Source organism: Pseudomonas sp. GW821-FHT07G10 (genome assembly GCF_059418545.1).
Window position 1 is genome coordinate 120,576 of sequence record NZ_JBWKQB010000003.1, and the last position, 18,581, is coordinate 139,156.

The 18,581-nt window shown below is 60.6% G+C and carries 16 protein-coding genes; 9 read left to right on the forward strand and 7 right to left on the reverse strand.

Translation table 11 applies throughout. The annotated features are described in order from the left end of the window. Window positions 1-20: 20 nt before the first annotated feature. The 4 genes from AC07O1_RS06525 to AC07O1_RS06540 all read right to left on the reverse strand — a co-directional run bounded on the left by AC07O1_RS06525 (window position 21) and on the right by AC07O1_RS06540 (window position 3,877). Complete coding sequence (locus AC07O1_RS06525; RefSeq protein ID WP_495088268.1) at window positions 21-884, reverse strand: hypothetical protein; 864 nt, start codon at window positions 882-884, stop codon at window positions 21-23. Window positions 885-1,318: 434 nt separating this feature from the next. Continuing rightward, window positions 1,319-2,092: a PAS domain-containing protein gene (locus AC07O1_RS06530; RefSeq protein ID WP_495088269.1), complete on the reverse strand. Its 774-nt coding sequence runs from the start codon at window positions 2,090-2,092 to the stop codon at window positions 1,319-1,321. Further along, window positions 2,092-2,751: a response regulator gene (locus AC07O1_RS06535; protein ID WP_495088270.1), complete on the reverse strand. Its 660-nt coding sequence runs from the start codon at window positions 2,749-2,751 to the stop codon at window positions 2,092-2,094. The genes AC07O1_RS06530 and AC07O1_RS06535 overlap by 1 nt, the downstream gene beginning before the upstream one ends. Next, entirely contained in the window at window positions 2,720-3,877 is a 1,158-nt protein-coding gene (locus AC07O1_RS06540; RefSeq protein WP_495088271.1) for a sensor histidine kinase, read from the reverse strand. The genes AC07O1_RS06535 and AC07O1_RS06540 overlap by 32 nt, the downstream gene beginning before the upstream one ends. Before the next feature lie 285 nt (window positions 3,878-4,162). On the opposite strand from AC07O1_RS06540, the gene AC07O1_RS06545 reads away from it, so the two are divergent. From AC07O1_RS06545 to AC07O1_RS06580, 8 genes are all read left to right on the forward strand, one after another. After that, window positions 4,163-4,696, forward strand: a complete 534-nt coding sequence (locus AC07O1_RS06545; RefSeq protein WP_495088272.1) for a dimethylamine monooxygenase subunit DmmA family protein — start codon at window positions 4,163-4,165, stop codon at window positions 4,694-4,696. Beyond that, the gene (locus tag AC07O1_RS06550) at window positions 4,693-5,634 is read left to right on the forward strand and encodes a PDR/VanB family oxidoreductase (protein ID WP_495088273.1); all 942 of its coding nucleotides are present in this window, start codon (window positions 4,693-4,695) and stop codon (window positions 5,632-5,634) included. Before AC07O1_RS06545 ends, AC07O1_RS06550 begins: the two co-directional genes overlap by 4 nt. Window positions 5,635-5,643: 9 nt before the next feature. Then, on the forward strand, window positions 5,644-6,657 hold the full coding sequence (locus AC07O1_RS06555; RefSeq protein ID WP_495023760.1) for a heme-dependent oxidative N-demethylase family protein: 1,014 nt from the start codon (window positions 5,644-5,646) through the stop codon (window positions 6,655-6,657). Window positions 6,658-6,697: 40 nt separating this feature from the next. Next, window positions 6,698-7,828 carry an aminomethyl transferase family protein gene (locus tag AC07O1_RS06560; protein WP_495088274.1) on the forward strand — a complete coding sequence of 377 codons (1,131 nt, stop codon included), beginning with the start codon at window positions 6,698-6,700 and terminating at the stop codon, window positions 7,826-7,828. 35 nt (window positions 7,829-7,863) lie between these two features. Continuing rightward, complete coding sequence (gene purU, locus AC07O1_RS06565; protein WP_495088275.1) at window positions 7,864-8,730, forward strand: formyltetrahydrofolate deformylase; 867 nt, start codon at window positions 7,864-7,866, stop codon at window positions 8,728-8,730. Between the two features lie 50 nt (window positions 8,731-8,780). Further along, on the forward strand, window positions 8,781-10,148 hold the full coding sequence (locus AC07O1_RS06570) for a trimethylamine monooxygenase (RefSeq protein WP_495088276.1): 1,368 nt from the start codon (window positions 8,781-8,783) through the stop codon (window positions 10,146-10,148). A 45-nt stretch (window positions 10,149-10,193) separates the two neighbouring features. Continuing rightward, entirely contained in the window at window positions 10,194-12,536 is a 2,343-nt protein-coding gene (locus tag AC07O1_RS06575) for a trimethylamine N-oxide demethylase (RefSeq protein WP_495088277.1), read from the forward strand. A gap of 202 nt (window positions 12,537-12,738) precedes the next feature. Continuing rightward, the gene (locus AC07O1_RS06580; protein ID WP_495011915.1) at window positions 12,739-14,418 is read left to right on the forward strand and encodes an APC family permease; all 1,680 of its coding nucleotides are present in this window, start codon (window positions 12,739-12,741) and stop codon (window positions 14,416-14,418) included. 162 nt (window positions 14,419-14,580) lie between these two features. Here AC07O1_RS06580 and speB read toward each other — a convergent pair whose 3' ends face one another. Further along, window positions 14,581-15,540 (reverse strand): agmatinase, encoded by a 960-nt coding sequence (gene speB, locus AC07O1_RS06585; RefSeq protein WP_495088278.1) that lies wholly within the window; start codon window positions 15,538-15,540, stop codon window positions 14,581-14,583. A 13-nt stretch (window positions 15,541-15,553) separates the two neighbouring features. Beyond that, a complete protein-coding gene (locus AC07O1_RS06590) occupies window positions 15,554-16,645 on the reverse strand; it encodes a polyamine ABC transporter substrate-binding protein (protein WP_495088279.1) in 1,092 nt (363 codons plus the stop codon). Between the two features lie 101 nt (window positions 16,646-16,746). Between AC07O1_RS06590 and AC07O1_RS06595 the strand changes: the two genes are divergently transcribed. Next, complete coding sequence (locus AC07O1_RS06595; protein WP_495088280.1) at window positions 16,747-17,646, forward strand: LysR family transcriptional regulator; 900 nt, start codon at window positions 16,747-16,749, stop codon at window positions 17,644-17,646. Between the two features lie 281 nt (window positions 17,647-17,927). Here the strand turns inward: AC07O1_RS06595 and AC07O1_RS06600 are convergent, their stop codons facing one another. Then, on the reverse strand, window positions 17,928-18,581 hold the full coding sequence (locus AC07O1_RS06600; protein ID WP_495088281.1) for a DUF2931 family protein: 654 nt from the start codon (window positions 18,579-18,581) through the stop codon (window positions 17,928-17,930).

Here is an 18,581-nt window from a genome sequence, read left to right on the forward strand (position 1 = left end):
AAGACCGGGTGGCGCAGCACCTATTTCACCGGTGATGCAGAGTCGGCGGCGCGCTGGCGCTGGACCTCCAGGCGCTTCATGTTCAGATACTCGCTTCTCTCCAATTCATGAAGCTGCCGCGGATAACGCTCGGTCCCCGCGTACCAATCACTCAGGCGTTTTTCGAGCTGCTGCGGCGCAGGCGTCGACAGCGCACCCAGGTAGGCTTCGATCGCCAGGTAGTAGCGCATCGCATTGCGCTCGACGATACCGCGCATGCCGCCAATATAGGCTGGCTGTCCGTCGACCTTTGTGCCAACGATACTGAAACCTGCCTTGTTGCGCCCCGTCGTTGCCAGGTAGCTCTGCATGGTCAGGCGGGCCGCAATGCCATAGCCATATGAATACGACAAATGAAGGAAGCTGTGTTGGGAGTCGAGCATCACCACCTCGAGTTCGACACGGTAGCGATTCGTTCCAAGCGGTCCTTGCGCGGCGCTCAGTGTGATCTGCAGATAGTCGGGACCGGCCACCACTACCTGATAGAGAAAGTCGAACCGGTAGGCATCAGCCAGCGGCTGATCGAACTTGCGCCCAATATAGACGGTCAATGTGTCGCCGCCGGATGAGGAACGACAACTCTTTACGTTCAGATGCAGGATCAGGATGTCACACCAGCGGTCGATGCCCTGCAATGCCGGACTGAGCACCGCATAGGGCTGCTCAACCAAGGAATAGATGTCGCCTTTCAGGCTCCCTGAGGTTTCACTGGATTCAAGGTAGAGCGGACGGTGAAACGAGTTGCTGAGCATTTGTTCATGCAAGGCAACGTAGCGTGCCTTAAGCGTTTGTGCATCCTGCGCATGTACCAGCGGCATACCGACCAGCGTACAGAGCAAGACCATCCAAAGCAGCCTGGTACATCCGTAGAAGCTGATCTTCGCCCTGCTGCCGCGTCTTGCAGGCATCACCTGTGCATGAGTCACAGCCAGTACTCCCAGAGGTGAGCGAACACTGCTGGCATGAGCAGTGTCAGGCTCAGCACTGCCGAGGCTCGCACCAGATTCCACATTGAAAGCGGGCTCATTGAGCATCCTCCTGGGGCTGGAGGGGACACCTGGATCATCGCAGTGAATGAACACAGCTTCGGTACGATAACGCGCTTAACAGAACACTTTCCGAGTTTAGTACTTCAAGCATCGCCTGAGATAGCAGCGTTCGTTGCAGCAGGCCAGGTCCTGATCCGAGCTGTACCTGAATGTCTGGTTTGCCAAAGCACTTAACCAATCAACGGCGGCTGCGCCGCGGGATGAGCGTCACACTTTGTATCGCGGCTCCGTCATCTGCGCCCCGCAGGCAGATTGACGATTTCAAAAATCGCGCCCTCGATACCCAGCACTTCGCGGCTGTCCGAATAGATGCCGACGCCCTTTTCCCAGACGTTCTTGATGGTGTTGTCCGCACAGCGGATCCGGTAGCGAAGTTCGTAAGGCTGGTGTCGGGACAAAGCGTGCTGAACCTCGCGCCAGACGTAATCGGCATCGTCCGGATGGATCAGGCTGTTATAGGTGCAGTCGTGACTGTCCATCAGCCGTTCGGCGGCATAGCCCGTCAGTTGCTGGCAGCCGGCGCTGACGAATTCCATGGTCCAGTCGTGGTTGTTGCGCCCACGATAGATCAGCCCGGGCATGCTATCGAGCAGGCTCAGGGCGCTGCGTTGACTGGCCTGCAAAGCGATTTCGCGACGTTTGTGCTGGGTGATGTCGTTGACCACCAGATAGAACTGCAAGTCCCGGCGCTTGAGGCTGATATCGAACCAGCGCAGATCTCCCTGAGGATGGACGAAACGCAGGCGCTGACTGAAGGAAATATCCGGCCGATGGCGCAATTCATACAGCGCCTGACGCCACAGGGAACGGTCTTCCTGATGCACATAATCAACGATGTTGCGCTCATCGCCAGGCGGCCCCATCAAGTCCGTCCAGGCCGTGTTGAAATGGGCAATCTCGCCGTTGTCCTTGAGTTCAAGCAAGGCGATAGGAAACACGTCCAGGGGTTGCGACGCCGGCCGGCCAAACACCGACTCAAGGGGTGAAGCACATTCGTCCGCCATCAATGACGCTCCTTTGTTCTCAATGACGCGACCTTGTGGACCCAGGCTGCCAGCTCCAGTCGCGAACGCAAATTGAGCTTTTGCAGCAGGTTCTTCACGTAGATCTTCACGGTGCCGTCGCTGATGCCCAGCTCCCGGCCTATCTGTTTGTTGCTCATGCCCGAAGCGATCAGCGCCAGGGTTTGCCCTTCACGATCAGTCAGGCTGCCGTCTTCGATTTTTTCCTGCGGCGCTTCGGTTTCGCCATGCCCGGCCAGCAGCGACACCAGGCAATCATCCAGAACAATCGCGCCTTTGCTGCAATTGCGCATGTACGACAGCAGCGCTTCGGGCTCGGTCTCCTTCAGGACATAACCACTGGCTCCCAGGCGTAAGGCCGTCAGCAACTCGCCGCGATCCATCGAAGCGGTCAATACGACAATCTGGCATTCGAGCCCCAACTGTTTCATCTCGTCGAGTACCTGCAAGCCGCTCAAACCCGGCATGTGCAAGTCCAGCAACACCTGCCTGGGCATCAGCTGCACCGCCAGGTTGATCCCTTCCCTGCCGCTGGCCGCCTGGCCAACCACATCGAAGTCATCGCTGGCGGCAAACAGTTGCGCCAGACCTTTGCGGAACAAGGGATGATCATCGATCAACAATAAGGTCGTGCTGTTCATCGAAGTGCCTCTGCGGGTCGTCATTGTTCTGGATAAGGCTCAGGTGCACGCGAGCGCCATGGGGGCGAATGGTTTCGATGGACAGCTGCGCACCGATGGTCGATGCGCGTTCACGAATGATCGCCAGCCCATAGTGGTTCTCCTCAACCGAGGCCGGACTCAGACCGATGCCGTCATCTTCGACGGTCACCGTAATCTCACCGTGCCGGGTCTGGCGCAGTTCGATCCGCACGTGCCGGGCGTGGGAATGTCGCACCACATTGGCCAGCGCCTCGCGGATGATCTGCAGAATCTGCAGTTCGGTTTCCGGGTACAACGCATCCTCGGCCAGACGGTTGTCCAGCTCGAAAACGATGATGCAGCGTCGGGAAAACTCGGCCACCGAGTCCGCCAGCGCCTGGCGCAGTGAACGCCCGTCCATGGTCAACCGTGCGCTGGTGATCAATTCGCGTACCTGGCGCTGCAAATGACTCAACCCGCCGCGCAACTCGGCCAGCAAGGGGGCGGCCTGCTCCGGCTCACGCAGCTTGGCCTGCATCAGGCTGGCCTGAAACGACAGATAGCCCAATTGCTGTGCCACCGAATCGTGAAGTTCACGGGCCAGTGCACCATGCTGGAACGTTGCCTCCCTGCATTGCTGTTCACGCTTGTGCCGCAGCAACTGCACCGTTACTCCCAGCACCCGCGCCGTTTCCCCAAGCAACCCATGAAACCCGCGACTGGCCGCGCGCGGCGTGTCCAGCAGCAACACCCCGCGCCTGTCGGGCGCGATGCCCGGCAGAACACTCAGCAGGCGATAACGACCCCGATGCCGGCAGGCCATGCACTGCTGCGGTACCGCTGTCGCGGCACCGTTGCGCCACGGGCAGCCCGGCGTCTCATTGCAGGAGCTGAGCATGGCCCGACGGCCGGGGCCGAAGTCCTCGCCAGTCAACAACAACCCCAATTTGCTGCCAGGGTTCAGTGCTTCGAATCGATCGAGAAAATGTGACAAGGCATCGTCCGCGTCGACCAGGCGCAGCGGCAATTGGGCGAGCAATGCCCGCACGCTGTCCACCTGACGCGGCCGCGAACGCAAGAACCATTGCGCCCACCCGCCAGGTCGCATTCGAGCTTTCAATGACATCCGCCTGCCCTTTGGAAAACCGTGGCGATTAGTCGAGCAACTTCCATGCCTGCCCACTATCGCCGACGGACTACCTCCAAAGAGATATCTCTTTTTCCGGATTGAACGGTAATTCCTTTCGGGAAACTATCTTCCCCACCAAGAAACAACAACGCCGATTCTGAGCACGGCCAAACGCCGAAAGACAGCGCACCAGACCGAGGCTTTGACGCCTGGCTTGCGCACCAGATCGGGACATTTATTCGCCAGGCACTGTTGAAATGCTGGACAGCCAGGAGGGTTGCAATGATTGAGAGACAAAGCGCTACGCCGTACAGACCCCAGAGTGTGCCGGTGTACCGTGAACCGACTCTGCGCTCTCACGCGCTGCATCACATTCTGGTGACGCAAACGGCGACAGCCGCGGCGCTTGGGCGTCTGCTCAAGAACTTCGATCAGCCGGCGCTGCCCACTCCCCGTGTACTGTGCGCCGCGGTAGACGGGTTCGAGCGACAGTTGAAAGCGTTGCTCGACGCCACTGCGGTCGGCACCCAGCTGTACGTTCTCGGCGACGAAGCCTTTCTTTGGCGCATCCACGGCGTGGCGCGCACTGCCGGAATGCATAGCGAAGAGATCGACCTGATCGAATCCGGGCCGGTGCTGCGCAGGGTGTTTTGCGTTCACTGCAGCCATGTTCAGGACAGCGGCCCACAGGCACAAGTGTGCTGCTCCAATTGCCAGCTCCGTCTGGGCGTGCGCGAGCACTTTTCCCAGCGCCTGGGTGCTTATCTGGGCGTCTGCGAAAACCCCGATCAGCCTTATGCGCAGGCTCAATCATGAGCACGGAGCTGGAGGTACAGGTCGCCGACGCAAAAATGCTGACACCGGTGATTCGCGAATTCACCTTCGTCAGTCGCTCTGGCCGGTTGCCGGGGTTTTCCTCGGGCAGTCACGTACAGGTCCATTTGTCATTGGCCGAGCGCAGTGTGCGCAACGCTTATTCACTGATCAGCGATCCGGCTGACACTCGCCACTATCGCATCGCCGTGCGCTTGCAGGACGACTCCCGCGGTGGTTCGCGCCATCTGCATCAACGGGTGAATATCGGCGATACCTTGCACATATCGCCCCCGGCGAATCTGTTCGCCCTGCATTCGACCGCTCGCCAGCACATCCTGATTGCGGGCGGCATCGGTATCACGCCGTTCATGGCGTACATCAGTGCGCTGGAACTGCGCAACGCCGACTTCGAATTGCATTACGCCTACCGCAAAAACCTGACCGATGCCTATGCCGACGAACTGCAGCAACGCCTGGGATCACGCCTGCATCGCTATGACGCCAGCACTGGCGCAGCCCTGGACCTAACGGCGATTCTCAGCGACCGGCCCTTGGGCAGTCATGTCTACGTCTGTGGCCCGCAGCGGCTGTTGATGGGCGTTCGGGAACAGGCCAAAGCCCTCGGCTGGCCACCCGGCCGGGTCCATTGGGAAGCCTTCAGCGGCGCAGAACCGGGCTTGCCGTTCAGCCTGGAACTGGCGCGCAGCGGACGGCGGATTCAGGTGAGCGCCGAGCAAAGCCTGCTCGAAGCACTGGAATCGGCCGGTCTGGAAGTCCCCAGCCTGTGCCGCGGCGGGGTCTGCGGGCAGTGCATCACGCGCCATCTCAAAGGTGATATCGATCACCGCGACAGCATTCTGAGCAGCACCGAGCAGGCCGAATTTCTCATGCCCTGCGTATCACGCGGCTGCGGTTCTTCCGTTTTGCTGGACCTATAGGAGTCGACCATGACCGTTCAATTCAGCCCTCTGGAAAGCTACCGGGACACCTTCAGCTTCCACAACAGTGCATCGGCCATCGAGCGTTTTCCGTTTCCGTTCACCGAAGACAGCTACATGTACTCGGTGAACATCGAGCCGGCGCGCGCCAAAGAACCGGGCTCGGTGTACCAGCACTGGTTCGATATCGACGAGCATTACCTGTCGGAAATGGCCGAGCGTGCACTGGTACTGGACAAGGACCCGCGCCGCTACCTGGTGATGCCGCATATGCAGGAAGCGTCGTGGGATGCCTTGCAGATGTTCATGGAACATCTGGCCGCCGACTATCCGCAGTGGTTCGAGCTGAGCTGCGACGCTAACCGCTGGCACTGGCGCAACAAGGCGCTGGGCATCGATCAGGCGTTTGTCTTCGGCGATGCCTCGACCCTGCCCTGCGAACCGCTGGAGTTCATCACCCGTCAGGTCCAGGGCGACATCGCGCTGCTCGACCAGCGCGATGGCGATCTGTTCATGGACGCCGGGATGGTCACCAGCCCCGCCGACTGGTCGCTGGCCTTCGATGCCGGGATGAGCTTCAAGCAATGGCATTCGCCGGTGCCCATGGCCAACCAGATGGGCGTGTTCGACCGGGCACTGAAGTACCTGCTCAACGTCCAGGTCGATCAACCGGTGCGCAGGCTCAACTGGACGCTGACAATCAATCCGCGCCTGGATTCTTCCCCCGAGACTTACCACGAATGGGGTGCCGAGCGCGGAAGCGTCACCGATGAGAACGTCGGCCAACTCGTCCACCTGCGCGTGGAGCTGCAATTCATGGCCCGCCTGCCCCGCAGCAACGGCCTGATGTTCAGCATCCGCACCTACCTGATCAGCATGAACGAACTGGTCAGCCATCCCGGCTGGGGCCGTCGCCTGCACCGGGTGCTGCGTGACTTGCCCGACCCGATCGCCGAATACAAAGGCATGACCCGTTATCGGCAGACGCTGGTGGACTGGCTGAGCCAGTTCGACCAGGCCTGAAACACCTTGACCCAACCCCATTCAGACAAGGAATCACGATATGGCCAACTCCTGGCGCATTTCCGCACTGGCCGAACGTCACCGCGCGCTCGGCTCACAGCTTGAAGACTGGAACGGCATGGGCACTGCCTGGACCTACAGCTCGGACTTGGCCGACCATCATCAGGCGATCCGTACCCGCGCCGGTTTGATGGATGTCTCGGGGCTGAAAAAAGTCCACTACGTCGGGCCCCACGCCGAAAGCCTGCTGCAATGGGCGACCACCCGTGACATCGCCAAGCTCTACCCCGGCAAGTCGGTCTATGCCTCGATGCTCGATGAGGACGGCAAGTTCATCGATGACTGCATCGTCTACCGCACCGGCCCCAATGCCTTCATGGTGGTGCACGGCGCGGGCACCGGTTACGAGATGCTGGTGCGCTCGGCTCAGGGCCGTCAGGTCGCGGTGCTGTTCGATGACGACCTGCACGACCTGTCGTTACAAGGGCCGTTGGCGGTGGACTTTCTCGCCGAACACGTTCCGGGCATTCGTCAGCTGCCGTACTTCCATCACCTGCAAACCAAACTGTTCGGCCGCCCGGTGATGATCTCCCGCACCGGTTACACCGGCGAGCGCGGTTACGAAATCTTCTGCAAGGCCGCCGACGCCCCGACCCTGTGGGACGAAATCCTCGAACAGGGTGCGGGCATGGGCATCATCCCGTGTGCCTTCACCGCCCTGGACTGGTTGCGGGTCGAAAGCTCGCTGATGTTCTTCCCCTACGACAACTCGCAGATGTACCCCTTCGCCGATCAAAAAGCCGGCGACACCCTGTGGGAGCTCGGCCTGGATTTCACCGTATCGCCGGAAAAACAGGACTTTCGCGGTGCCGATGAGCACCGGCGCCTGCGCGGTAAAGAACGCTTCAAGATCGCCGGCGTGTTGCTCGAAGGCCCCCGCGCCGCTGAGGCCGGAGACACTTTGTGGCAGGCCGGCAAGAAAGTCGGCGTCATCACCTGCGGCATGTATTCGCGCCTGAGCAAACGCTCCATGGCCATCGCCCGCATGGACGCCGACTGCGCCGCACCGGGATTTGCCCTGCAGGTACGCGGCAGCCTCGAGGTCGCGGCCATCACCCACGCCTTGCCGTTCGATGATCCGGAAAAGACCAAACGCACCGCCAAAGGCTGATCGAACGCCAACCACGCATTCCAAGGGAGACCTCGATGGACACGCCACACGAACATTACATCCTCAAGATCAGCTGCCCCGCCGCTTCCGGTATTGTTGCCGCAGTCACCTCCTGGCTGGCCGGGCAAGCGTGCTACATCAGCGAGCTGTCGCAATTCGACGATGAATTCACCGGGCGCTTTTTCATGCGCGCGGTGTTTCGTTTCAACAAAGGTGTGGTCGGCGACATCGCCCCGCTGCGCCTGGGCTTGAACGAGTTGGCCGGCGGTTTCGACATGCAATGGCAGCTGTTCAGTTCGGCTCAGCCGACCCGCGTGCTGCTGATGGTCAGCAAGTTCGACCACTGCCTGACCGACCTGCTGTATCGCCATCGCAAGGGCGAAATGGACATGCAGATCACCGCCATCGTCTCCAACCACCTGGAGCTGCGGCCGATGGCCGAACGTGAAGGGATCCGCTTCATTTACCTGCCCGTGAGCAAAGAGAGCAAGTCCCGGCAGGAAGCCGAACTGCTGCGCATCGTCGAAGAGACCGAGACCGAGCTGGTGGTGCTCGCCCGCTACATGCAGATCCTCTCCGATGACCTGTGCAAGCAATTGTCGGGCCGGGCGATCAACATCCATCACTCGTTTCTGCCCGGCTTCAAGGGTGCCAAGCCCTATCACCAGGCCTACGAGCGCGGGGTGAAACTGATCGGCGCCACCGCCCACTACGTCACCTCGGACCTCGACGAAGGCCCGATCATCGAACAGGAAATCCAGCGCGTCGATCACACCTACCTGCCCGATGCGCTGGTCGCCATCGGCCGCGACACCGAAACCGTCGCACTTTCCAAAGCCCTGAAATACCACCTGGAACACCGGGTGTTCATCAACCAGGACAAGACGGTGATCTTTCGCTGAGCGAGCCACCACCTCGAACCCATTCCGACCGACAGGCACGAGACACGACCATGACCACACGCGTTGCAATCATCGGCGCCGGCCCTTGCGGCATGGCTCAACTGCGGGCATTTCAATCGGCCAGGGACAAGGGAACCCCCATCCCGGAACTGGTCTGCTACGAAAAACAGCAAGACTGGGGTGGCATGTGGAATTACACCTGGCGCACCGGCCTGGATGAAAACGGCGAACCGGTCCACGGCAGCATGTACCGCTATTTGTGGTCCAACGGCCCGAAAGAATGCCTGGAGTTCGCCGACTACACCTTCGAGGAGCACTTCGGTCGCCCCATCGGCTCCTATCCGCCCCGGGAAGTACTGTGGGATTACATCAAGGGCCGCGTCGAAAAAGCCGGGGTTCGTGACTACATCCGTTTCAACAACGTGGTGCGCCAGGTCACCTATGACCAACAGACCCGGCGCTTCACCGTGGTCGCACACGACCATGGCAGCGATACCCAGACTTGGGAAGAGTTCGACTACGTGATCAATGCCTGCGGGCACTTTTCGACGCCGAAGATGCCGTATTTTCCCGGTTTCGAACATTTCGGCGGGCGCATCCTGCACGCCCATGATTTTCGCGAAGCGCTGGAGTTCAAGGGCAAGGACTTGTTGATCGTCGGCAGCAGTTACTCCGCCGAAGACATCGGTTCGCAGTGCTACAAGTACGGCGCCCGCAGCATCACCAGTTGCTACCGCACCGCGCCCATGGGCTATGACTGGCCCGCCAACTGGGAAGAAAAACCGCTGCTGCAGCGCCTGGAAAAGAACCGCGCGTATTTTATCGACGGCACTCACAAACACATCGACGCGGTGATTCTGTGCACCGGCTACAAGCATCACTTCCCGTTCCTGCCGGACGAACTGTGCCTCAAGACCGACAACCGGTTGTGGCCGATGAACCTGTACAAGGGGATTTTCTGGGAGCCCAACCCACAGTTGATCTACCTCGGCATGCAGGACCAGTGGTACTCCTTCAACATGTTCGATGCCCAGGCCTGGTATGCCCGCGACGTGATCCTGCAACGCATCGCCCTGCCCGATCAGGCGCAAATGATTGCCGACAGCCTGGAGTGGCAAGCCCGCGAACAGCAGCTTGAAACCAACCAGCAGATGTTCGAATACCAGGGCGCCTACATCCAGCAATTGGTGGACGCCACCGACTACCCGAACTTTGATATCGCCGCGGTCAACAACACCTTCCTGCACTGGAAGCACGACAAGGCGCACAACATCATGGGTTACCGCGACAAGTCCTACCGCTCGCTGATGACCGGCACCCAGTCACCGCCCCATCACACGCCATGGCTCAAAGCGCTGGACGATTCCATGGCGGCCTATCTGAGTGAAGAGCCCGATGCCATCAAGTCGGTCGGTTGAGCCTGTGCCGATGACCACAGCACTTAAAAGCACAGGAGCCTGCACATGAACGCACCGCGTGTTTCGACCCCCTGGGAACCGGGGCTGTTTGCCCGGGCACCGGCTCTGGAGCGTTATCGGGTGGCCGCTGGCGGGCTGACGCTGATCGCTCTGGAAGCCGGCGATACCCTGCAAGTGATCGACGTCGAAGGGCTGCAAACCTGCGAGCTGCTGACCTTCGACGCCCTTGGGCGCTCAGCGCTGGCGGCGCTGGGTCTGGCTGCCAGGCCCGATTGCAGCTTCATCGCCACGCGGATGTCCGAGCCCGACATGCAGGCACGCCGCATCGCACAAGGCTTGAGCAAGCGCGGCATCGCCTTTCATCCACTCCCCGGCGCGGCCACGCTGTGGGATGAGCAATCACCCGCCGGCTACAGCCGCAACTTCGTGGCCGGCGAAGCGTTGCTGATCATCGTCGCCGCGCCCAGCGGACCGAGTGCGGTTGACCTGCAATACACCGCCAGCGAATTGCGCGTCGTGGTCCAGCGGGCCAATCCATCGCCACTGCTGGTCCCGCCGCTGCCCGAACCGCTGGGCGAGCTGCTGGATGAATTCACCATCCGCGCCGGAACCGCCCACAGCTACACCGTGGCCAAAGGTCAGTACCTGCAGGTGCTGGACGTCGCCGGACGCCAGTGTTCGGATTTCGTCGCCCTGAATCGCCGGGCGCTGGATCGCGGGCAAGAACTGGACCTGGACCAGACGGTCACCCGCACCCTCAATGGCAACGCCTATCCGGCACCGGGGCTGTTCTCGAAGTTCTTCGACCGGCAGATGCAACCGATGCTCGAGGTGGTGCGTGACACCGTCGGCCGCCATGATTCCTTCGCGTTGGCCTGCGCTGCCCGTTACTACGAAAGCCAGGGCTATTTCGGGCACGACAACTGCAGTGACAACCTCAGTCGGGCGTTGGAACCGTTTGGAGTCCAGGCCCGCTGCGGTTGGCCGGCGATCAATTTTTTCTACAACACCGGGATCGATGCTCACCAGCAGATGACCCTGGATGAACCCTGGTCCCGGCCGGGGGATTACGTGTTGCTGCGGGCCATGACCGATCTGGTCTGCGCCAGCTCGTCGTGCCCGGACGACATCGACCCGGCCAACGGCTGGAACCCGACCGACATCCATATTCGTGTGTATTCCGACAAGGAGCGCTTTTCCATCGCCATGGCCACTCGAAAAACCGCCGATGCCGATCCGACGCTGACCCGCGAATCGGGCTTTCACTCGCGCACCAGCGCCCTGACCGGCAGCTTCACCGACTACCGCAACTGGTGGTTGCCGCTGCGCTACGACGGTTTCGGCGCCATCGATGAATATTACGGCTGCCGCGAACGAGTGGCGGTGATGGACCTGACCGCCCTGCGCAAATTCGAAATCATCGGCCCGGATGCCGAAGCCCTGCTGCAGTACTGCCTGACGCGCGACGTGCGGCGGCTGGCGATCGGTCAGGTGGTCTATTCGGCCATGTGCCATGAACACGGCGGCATGCTCGACGATGGCACCCTGCTGCGCCTGGGCCAGGACAACTTCCGCTGGATCTGCGGCGAGGATTACGCCGGGGTCTGGCTGCGCGAACAGGCACAGAAGCTGGGCATGAAAGTCTGGGTGAAGTCCGCCAGCGAGCAGATTCACAACCTTTCGGTACAGGGGCCGCTGAGCCGCGAACTGCTCAAGCAAATGGTCTGGACCCCGGCCACCCAGCCCGGCGTAGAAGCCTTGGGTTGGTTCCGCTTTCTGGTGGGGCGCCTGGATGGTTACGACGGCTGCCCGCTGATGATTTCCCGCACCGGCTACACCGGCGAGCTGGGCTACGAAGTCTGGTGTCAGCCGCAGGACGCCGAGCGGGTCTGGGACCGGATCTGGCAACTGGGCGAGCCGCTGGGCATTGTCCCGCTGGGCCTTGAAGCACTGGACATGCTGCGCATCGAAGCCGGACTTGTTTTTGCCGGCTATGAGTTCAGCGACCAGACCGATCCGTTCGAGGCCGGGATCGGCTTCAGTGTGCCGCTCAAGAGCAAGACCGACGATTTCATCGGCCGCGATGCACTGCTGCGGCGCAGTGCCAATCCCATGCACAAACTGGTAGGCCTGCAACTGAGTGGCAATGAAGGCGCCCATCACGGCGACGGCGTGTACAGCGGTCGCGCCCAGGTCGGCGTGGTCACCAGTGCCTGCCGTTCACCGCTGCTGGGCAGCAATATCGCCTTGTGCCGGGTCGATGTCGCCAGCTGCGAAGCTGGTACCGCGCTGCAAGTAGGCAAGGTCGATGGCTTGCAGAAGCGCATCGATGCCCAGGTCATGGCGCCGATTTTCTACGACCCGCAGAAATGCCGGGTGCGCAGCTGATCGGCCAGACAAGTTGTTGCTGCACCGAACACCGCTACTGCGTTGCCCACCAGCGAGACAAAGAGTCTTTCGACAAGACCGAAAACACTCGCTGACCGAAGCCCTGCCGCCGAACCGGATGCCAACGCATCCGGCCGAGTGCCGGGGTATCGGCTGACCTTCCGACTGCCCCCGACAATTCTTCTTACATGGGATCACAGAAATGGAAGCGACTACGTTCGAGACCGTATCGCAGGCTGGCCAGACGGTTGGCAGCCTGCAGCGCAAAATTGACTGGAGAGGTGCGTTCTGGGTGGCCAGCGGCGTGCCAGCACTGGTGCTGTTTTCCATTGGCGCGATTGCCGCGACGGTGGGCAAACCGGCGTGGATCGTCTGGATCATTTCGATCCTGTTTGGTTTCATCCAGGCCTTCACCTATGCCGAGATCGCCGGATTGTTCCCGCATAAATCCGGCGGTGCGTCGGTTTACGGTGCGGTGGCCTGGGTGCGTTACAGCAAGCTGATCGCGCCGGTGTCGGTGTGGTGCAACTGGCTGGCCTGGTCACCGGTGTTGTCCATCGGCTCCGGGCTGGCCGCCGGTTACATCCTCACCGCGTTGTTTGCGCCGGACGCGCTGATCAACACCTGGCAATTGACCTTGCTGGATCTTGGCTGGATCAAGAGCGGGCTGTCCCTGCGCATGAATGCGACCTTCGTGGTCGGCGTGGTGATTCTGCTCGGGGTGTTTGTCATACAGCACGGCGGCATCCTGCGCTCGGCACGCCTGACCCTGATACTCGGTGTCACCTCGCTGATTCCGCTGCTGCTGGTGGGCGTGGTGCCATTGTTGACCGGCGATGCGCTGCAGGCCAACTTCCTGCCGCTGTATCCCTTGGCTCACGACGCCGGCGGCCAGGTCATCGATGGCGCGTGGGACATTTCCGGTTGGTCGTTGATGGCCGGCGGGCTGTTCATGGCGGCATGGTCGACCTACGGTTTCGAGACCGCCGTGTGCTACACCCGCGAGTTCAAAGACCCCAAGCGCGACACGTTCAAGGCGATCTTCTATGCCGGCCTGCTGTGCATTCTGGTGTTCACCCTGGTGCCGATGGCGTTTCAGGGCAGTCTCGGCCTCGGTCAACTGGTCAGCGCCGCGGTGCTGGATGCCAACGGCACCGTCGTGACGCCGGCGGTTTACAGCGGTTTGCTGTCACCGGCGATCTACAGCGGCATGGGCGTTGGCCAGGCGATGGCCGACAGCATCGGCGGTGGTAAAGTCGTGGCCAATGTGGTGTTGATCATGCTGATCCTCGCCACGCTGCTGGCGATCATGACCTCGATGTCCGGCTCCTCGCGCACCTTGTATCAGGCTTCGGTGGATGGCTGGTTGCCCAAATACCTGGGCCACACCAACGAACACGGCGCTCCCACCGCAGCCATGTGGACCGACCTGTCGTTCAATCTGCTGCTGTTGCTGATGTCCGACTACGTGTTCGTCCTCGCGGCGTCCAACGTCAGTTACATCATCTTCAACTTCCTCAACCTCAATGCCGGCTGGATCCATCGCCTCGACCGCCCGGACTGGGTGCGCCCATACAAGGCACCGACTGTACTGCTGGCATTGGGTGGCGTGCTGAGCTTCGTCAACCTGGCGTGCATGGGCCTGGGCGCCGATATCTGGGGCGCCGGCACCTTGTTCACCGGGGTGCTGCTGGCGCTGTTGATTATCCCGGTCTTCGTCTATCGGCACTACGTGCAGGACAGGGGCAGCTTCCCGGTGGCGATGCTCAGCGACTTGCATATCCAGACCGATGAAGGCGCCAGGCGGGCCGGGATGCTGCCCTATGTGACCCTGGTGGCGGGTGTGCTGGTGGTGTACTTCTGTCATCGCCTGGCGGTTTAGGAGTACGGCTTGTTGGTGATGGCGTCCTTGAGACCGCCATCGCGAGCAAGCTCCAGGTTATGGGCCGACCACAAAATTGTGATTCGGCTCAATACTTGCAGGAGCCAGGCTTGCCCGCGAAGACGGCCTGGAGGTCACTACAGACTTGTAGCGAATACAGCCCTAGCGATCGACCTTATGCCGCGCCGCATACAAGCACAGCATCTCCATCGCCAGGGTTGCTGCCGCCAGTGACGTGATGTCCGCGCTGTCATAGGCGGGTGCGACTTCCACCACGTCCATGCCCACCAGATTGATCCCGCGCAAGCCGCCGAGAATCTCCAGCGCCTGCACCGTACTCAGGCCACCACATACCGGTGTGCCAGTCCCTGGTGCGAATGCCGGGTCCAGACAATCGATGTCGAACGTCAGGTACACCGGGTTATCGCCAACCCGCTCACGGATCGATTCGATGATCGCGTCGCAGCCGCGCCGATGCACTTGCCGCGCGTCCAGCACCTGAAAGCCCTGATGGTCATTATTAGTGGTGCGCAAACCGATTTGTACTGAACGGGACGGATCCACCAGCCCCTCTTTCGCTGCATGCCAGAACATGGTGCCGTGGTCGATGCGTTTACCGTCTTCATCGGGCCAGGTGTCGCTGTGGGCGTCAAAATGGATCAGCGACAACGGACCGTGCTGCCGGGCATGGGCCTTGAGCAGCGGATAGCTGATGAAGTGGTCACCGCCAAAGGTCAGCATTGCGCAACCCGCCGCGAGGATTTTCTCGGCATGGGTCTGGATACTGTCCGGTATCGACTGCGGCGTGCCGTAATCGAAGTTGCAATCGCCGTAGTCGATCACGGCCAGATGGTCGAAGGGGTCGAAGGTCCACGGCCAATGCCGTTCCCAGGCGATCCCGGTCGAAGCACTGCGAATCCCCCGTGGCCCGAAGCGCGCGCCCGGGCGGTTGCTGGTGGCGGTGTCGAACGGTACGCCACTGACCACCACGTCCACACCGCGCAAGTCGCGGCTATAACGGCGGCGCATGAAACTGGTGATGCCGGCGTAGGTGCTTTCAGCGGCAGTCCCGTAGAGGCTGTCGCGGGTCATGGCCTGGTCGTTCAAATCAGCGATATCCATACAGAGGTCCTTATTATTGGCGGCTACGGAAAGTGGTCCACACGCGGGTGCGCTGACGCATGTCCTTGAGGCTCATGCTGCGGTCGGCGTACAGACGATCACGCACATCGGCAGGCGGGTAGATGTTGGCGTCTTCACGCACGGCGGTATCCACCAAGGGTGTCGCTGCCTGGTTGGCTGTGGCGAAAAACAGCGTGTTGGTCAACCCTGCCACCGACTCCGGGCGCAACATGAATTCGATAAAGGCCCGCGCCGCTTCCGGGTGCGGTGCGTCCTTGGGGATCGCCAGGTTGTCCTGCCACACCAGTGTGCCTTCCATGGGTATCCGGTAAGTCACCTCGAACGGTTTGTTGGCCTTGTGCGCCTGATCGGCAGCCATGCTTGCGTCACCGTTATAGGTCAGCGCCAGACACACACTGCCATTGGCCAGATCACTGATCTGTCGCCCGGTGGCCACGTACAGCACCGAAGGCTGCAACTGATGCAACAAGGCTTCGCCGGCGGCCAGATCATTCTTGTCAGTGCTGTAGGGATCCTTACCGAGGTAATGCAGCGCCAGACCGATCACTTCCTGAGGCGAATCAAGAATGGCGATACCACAGTCCTTCAACTTGCTGGCGTATTCGGGCTTGAACAGCAGATCCAGACTATTAAGAGGTACGCCCGGCAGGCGCTTCTTCACGGCTTCCACATTGATGCCCAGGCCCAGCGTGCCCCAGGTATAAGGCACGCCATAACGGTTGCCCGGATCGACAGCGGCAAGCTTTTTCAGCAAGTCCGGATCAAGGTTGTCGTAGCCTTTGAGGTTGTCGTGGGGAATTTCCTTCAAGGCGCCGGCGGCCAGACCACGGGCCAATACGCTGGAGGACGGCACCACCACGTCATAACCGCTGCCGCCGGTGAGCAGTTTGGTTTCCAGGACTTCCGAGGTATCGAACGTGTCGTAGCGCACGTGGATGCCGGTTTCCTGTTCAAAACGCTGCACGGCCTCGGGCGCCACGTAATCGGCCCAACTGTAAAGATTGATCACCTTTTCTTCGGCCACTACCGGTAGGGCCAGGACAAAAACCAGAGCGGGACAACAGAACCTGAGAAGCGGACCCATGATGAATACCTGCAGGGAGTGAGTGCCTGCAGGATGCGCCAGGGGATACATTGGAAAAATATTAAGTTTATTATCCTGACTTTCACCGGGAGTAATGTTTGATGCTCGGACAAATTCACGATCTGGACCTGCACCTGCTGCGCCTGTTTGTCAGCGTGGTGGAGTGCGGTGGTTTCAGCGCCGCCCAAGGTGAACTCGGTCTCAGCCAGTCAAGCATCAGTCAGCAAATGGCCAAGCTCGAAACCCGTCTCGGCTACCGGCTGTGCAGTCGCGGCAAAGGCGGTTTCAAACTGACACCCAAAGGCGAACAACTGCTCAACTCGACTCGCGAGCTGTTCCAATCCATTGAAGTGTTCCGCCATCAGTCCAACGGCGTGGCCGGTCGATTGCTCGGTGAAGTGCGCCTGGGCCTGTCCGAAGCCCTCGATCAGTCAATTCTGCAACGGGTCGCCGAAGCGATCCGGCGCTTTCGCGAGCGCGACGAGTCGGTGCGCATCGAACTGATCAGCGCCATGCCCGGCGAGATGGAAAGGCTATTGCTGCAACAGCGGCTGGACTTGGCGATCGGCTATTTCTCACAGGTACAAAGCGCATTCGACTACCGCGAACTGTTCACTGAAACCCAGCATCTGTACTGCGCGAAAGGTCATCCGCTATTCACCAGCGATGCACCGGACGATGAAGCACTGCAAAACACCGATCGGGTCGACCACCCCTATCGCTTTCTGCGAAGCGCCGAACCCTTCCAGGGCAAGCTCTGTTCGGCCCGCTCGGAACAGGTCGAAGGCACCCTCGCCTTTATCCTTTCCGGAAAACATGTCGGCTATCTACCCAACCACTTCGCCCGATCCTGGGAGGAAAAAGGCTTACTCAAGGCCGTGCGTCAACAAGACCTGAGTTTTGAAGTGGCCTTTCACCTGGCCCGGCATCGGGCGCAGATGCCGGGGGATGCACAGCGGGCATTCGAGGAGGACTTGTTGATGGCGTTTTCCCTGACCTAGTGGCCTGTGTGGCTAGTTCGTTAGCTCAAATTCGGATGCCGGCGGCCCAGAGCCAAGGCGCTGTGACGAGTCATAGCCCGCTATGGCGAGGAACAGCAACGCAGGATATGGGCTGCTGGCGCCGAAGTTGACTAACAGAACTAGCCACACAGGCCACTAGACAGCTGCGGGGGATTTTCGCGTGGGGCTGGCATGAGGTTGCGTCAGCATTGCTCGGGCCTGTTGTGGAAATCCCACTGTCAGTGGGATCCAGCTTCGAGTTGATATCAAAGGAGTTTCCATCACCAACTCCCGTAAGGGATGCCGAAGCGTTCGATGTAGCGTTTGGAGGCGGCTTTGATGCTGACGTAATACCCTTCGTACATCCCTTGATCCGGCCCCAATGGCTCGATGCCGACCACGGCGCGGTCGGCTTTGTTGGCGTGGAAGCAGTCGTCTTGCACCCAGACCTGAATGATGCCGCCGGGGGCCAGGCCCAGACTCAAGGCCGCACTAGGGTTTGCGCTGTATTCGGGGTACTTGTGACAGCGCTGCGCCGTGGAGTTACGCATTATCTGTCGGGTTTCCTCCGGGATATCGATCCAGCCGCTGTAGGTTTTTCGCTCGACAATCGACTGCCAGCGCACATAGATGCGCTTGGGCAGGTCGGCGCCAACAACCGGCATGCCTGAGCTGCCGACCCCCACCCAGCCTCTCGCGTTCTCCGTACCATCTTCGTAGTCGCTACTCCCAGCGCTGCCGGCTGCGATATTGCGAAATAGTCGACCTTGAATGTCTTCGACTGAGGAAGTTTCCACCCACACGGTCATATGGGCCGGTTCGGTAAAACCGATGTACCACCAGCGGCTCTTGTAATCATTTTTGGCGGAGAGCGGGTCCGGTGTCTGGCAACCGCTCAGAGCTAACAGCGCTAGAAGCAAAAAAAGGTGTTTCAT

Coding starts and splice junctions, on each gene's coding strand:
- AC07O1_RS06525 (WP_495088268.1), bottom strand. CDS start 884: ATGGTCTTGCTCTGTACGCTGGTCGGTATGCCGCTGGTACATGCGCAG.
- AC07O1_RS06530 (WP_495088269.1), bottom strand. CDS start 2,092: ATGGCGGACGAATGTGCTTCACCCCTTGAGTCGGTGTTTGGCCGGCCG.
- AC07O1_RS06535 (WP_495088270.1), bottom strand. CDS start 2,751: ATGAACAGCACGACCTTATTGTTGATCGATGATCATCCCTTGTTCCGC.
- AC07O1_RS06540 (WP_495088271.1), bottom strand. CDS start 3,877: ATGTCATTGAAAGCTCGAATGCGACCTGGCGGGTGGGCGCAATGGTTC.
- AC07O1_RS06545 (WP_495088272.1), top strand. CDS start 4,163: ATGATTGAGAGACAAAGCGCTACGCCGTACAGACCCCAGAGTGTGCCG.
- AC07O1_RS06550 (WP_495088273.1), top strand. CDS start 4,693: ATGAGCACGGAGCTGGAGGTACAGGTCGCCGACGCAAAAATGCTGACA.
- AC07O1_RS06555 (WP_495023760.1), top strand. CDS start 5,644: ATGACCGTTCAATTCAGCCCTCTGGAAAGCTACCGGGACACCTTCAGC.
- AC07O1_RS06560 (WP_495088274.1), top strand. CDS start 6,698: ATGGCCAACTCCTGGCGCATTTCCGCACTGGCCGAACGTCACCGCGCG.
- purU (WP_495088275.1), top strand. CDS start 7,864: ATGGACACGCCACACGAACATTACATCCTCAAGATCAGCTGCCCCGCC.
- AC07O1_RS06570 (WP_495088276.1), top strand. CDS start 8,781: ATGACCACACGCGTTGCAATCATCGGCGCCGGCCCTTGCGGCATGGCT.
- AC07O1_RS06575 (WP_495088277.1), top strand. CDS start 10,194: ATGAACGCACCGCGTGTTTCGACCCCCTGGGAACCGGGGCTGTTTGCC.
- AC07O1_RS06580 (WP_495011915.1), top strand. CDS start 12,739: ATGGAAGCGACTACGTTCGAGACCGTATCGCAGGCTGGCCAGACGGTT.
- speB (WP_495088278.1), bottom strand. CDS start 15,540: ATGGATATCGCTGATTTGAACGACCAGGCCATGACCCGCGACAGCCTC.
- AC07O1_RS06590 (WP_495088279.1), bottom strand. CDS start 16,645: ATGGGTCCGCTTCTCAGGTTCTGTTGTCCCGCTCTGGTTTTTGTCCTG.
- AC07O1_RS06595 (WP_495088280.1), top strand. CDS start 16,747: ATGCTCGGACAAATTCACGATCTGGACCTGCACCTGCTGCGCCTGTTT.
- AC07O1_RS06600 (WP_495088281.1), bottom strand. CDS start 18,581: ATGAAACACCTTTTTTTGCTTCTAGCGCTGTTAGCTCTGAGCGGTTGC.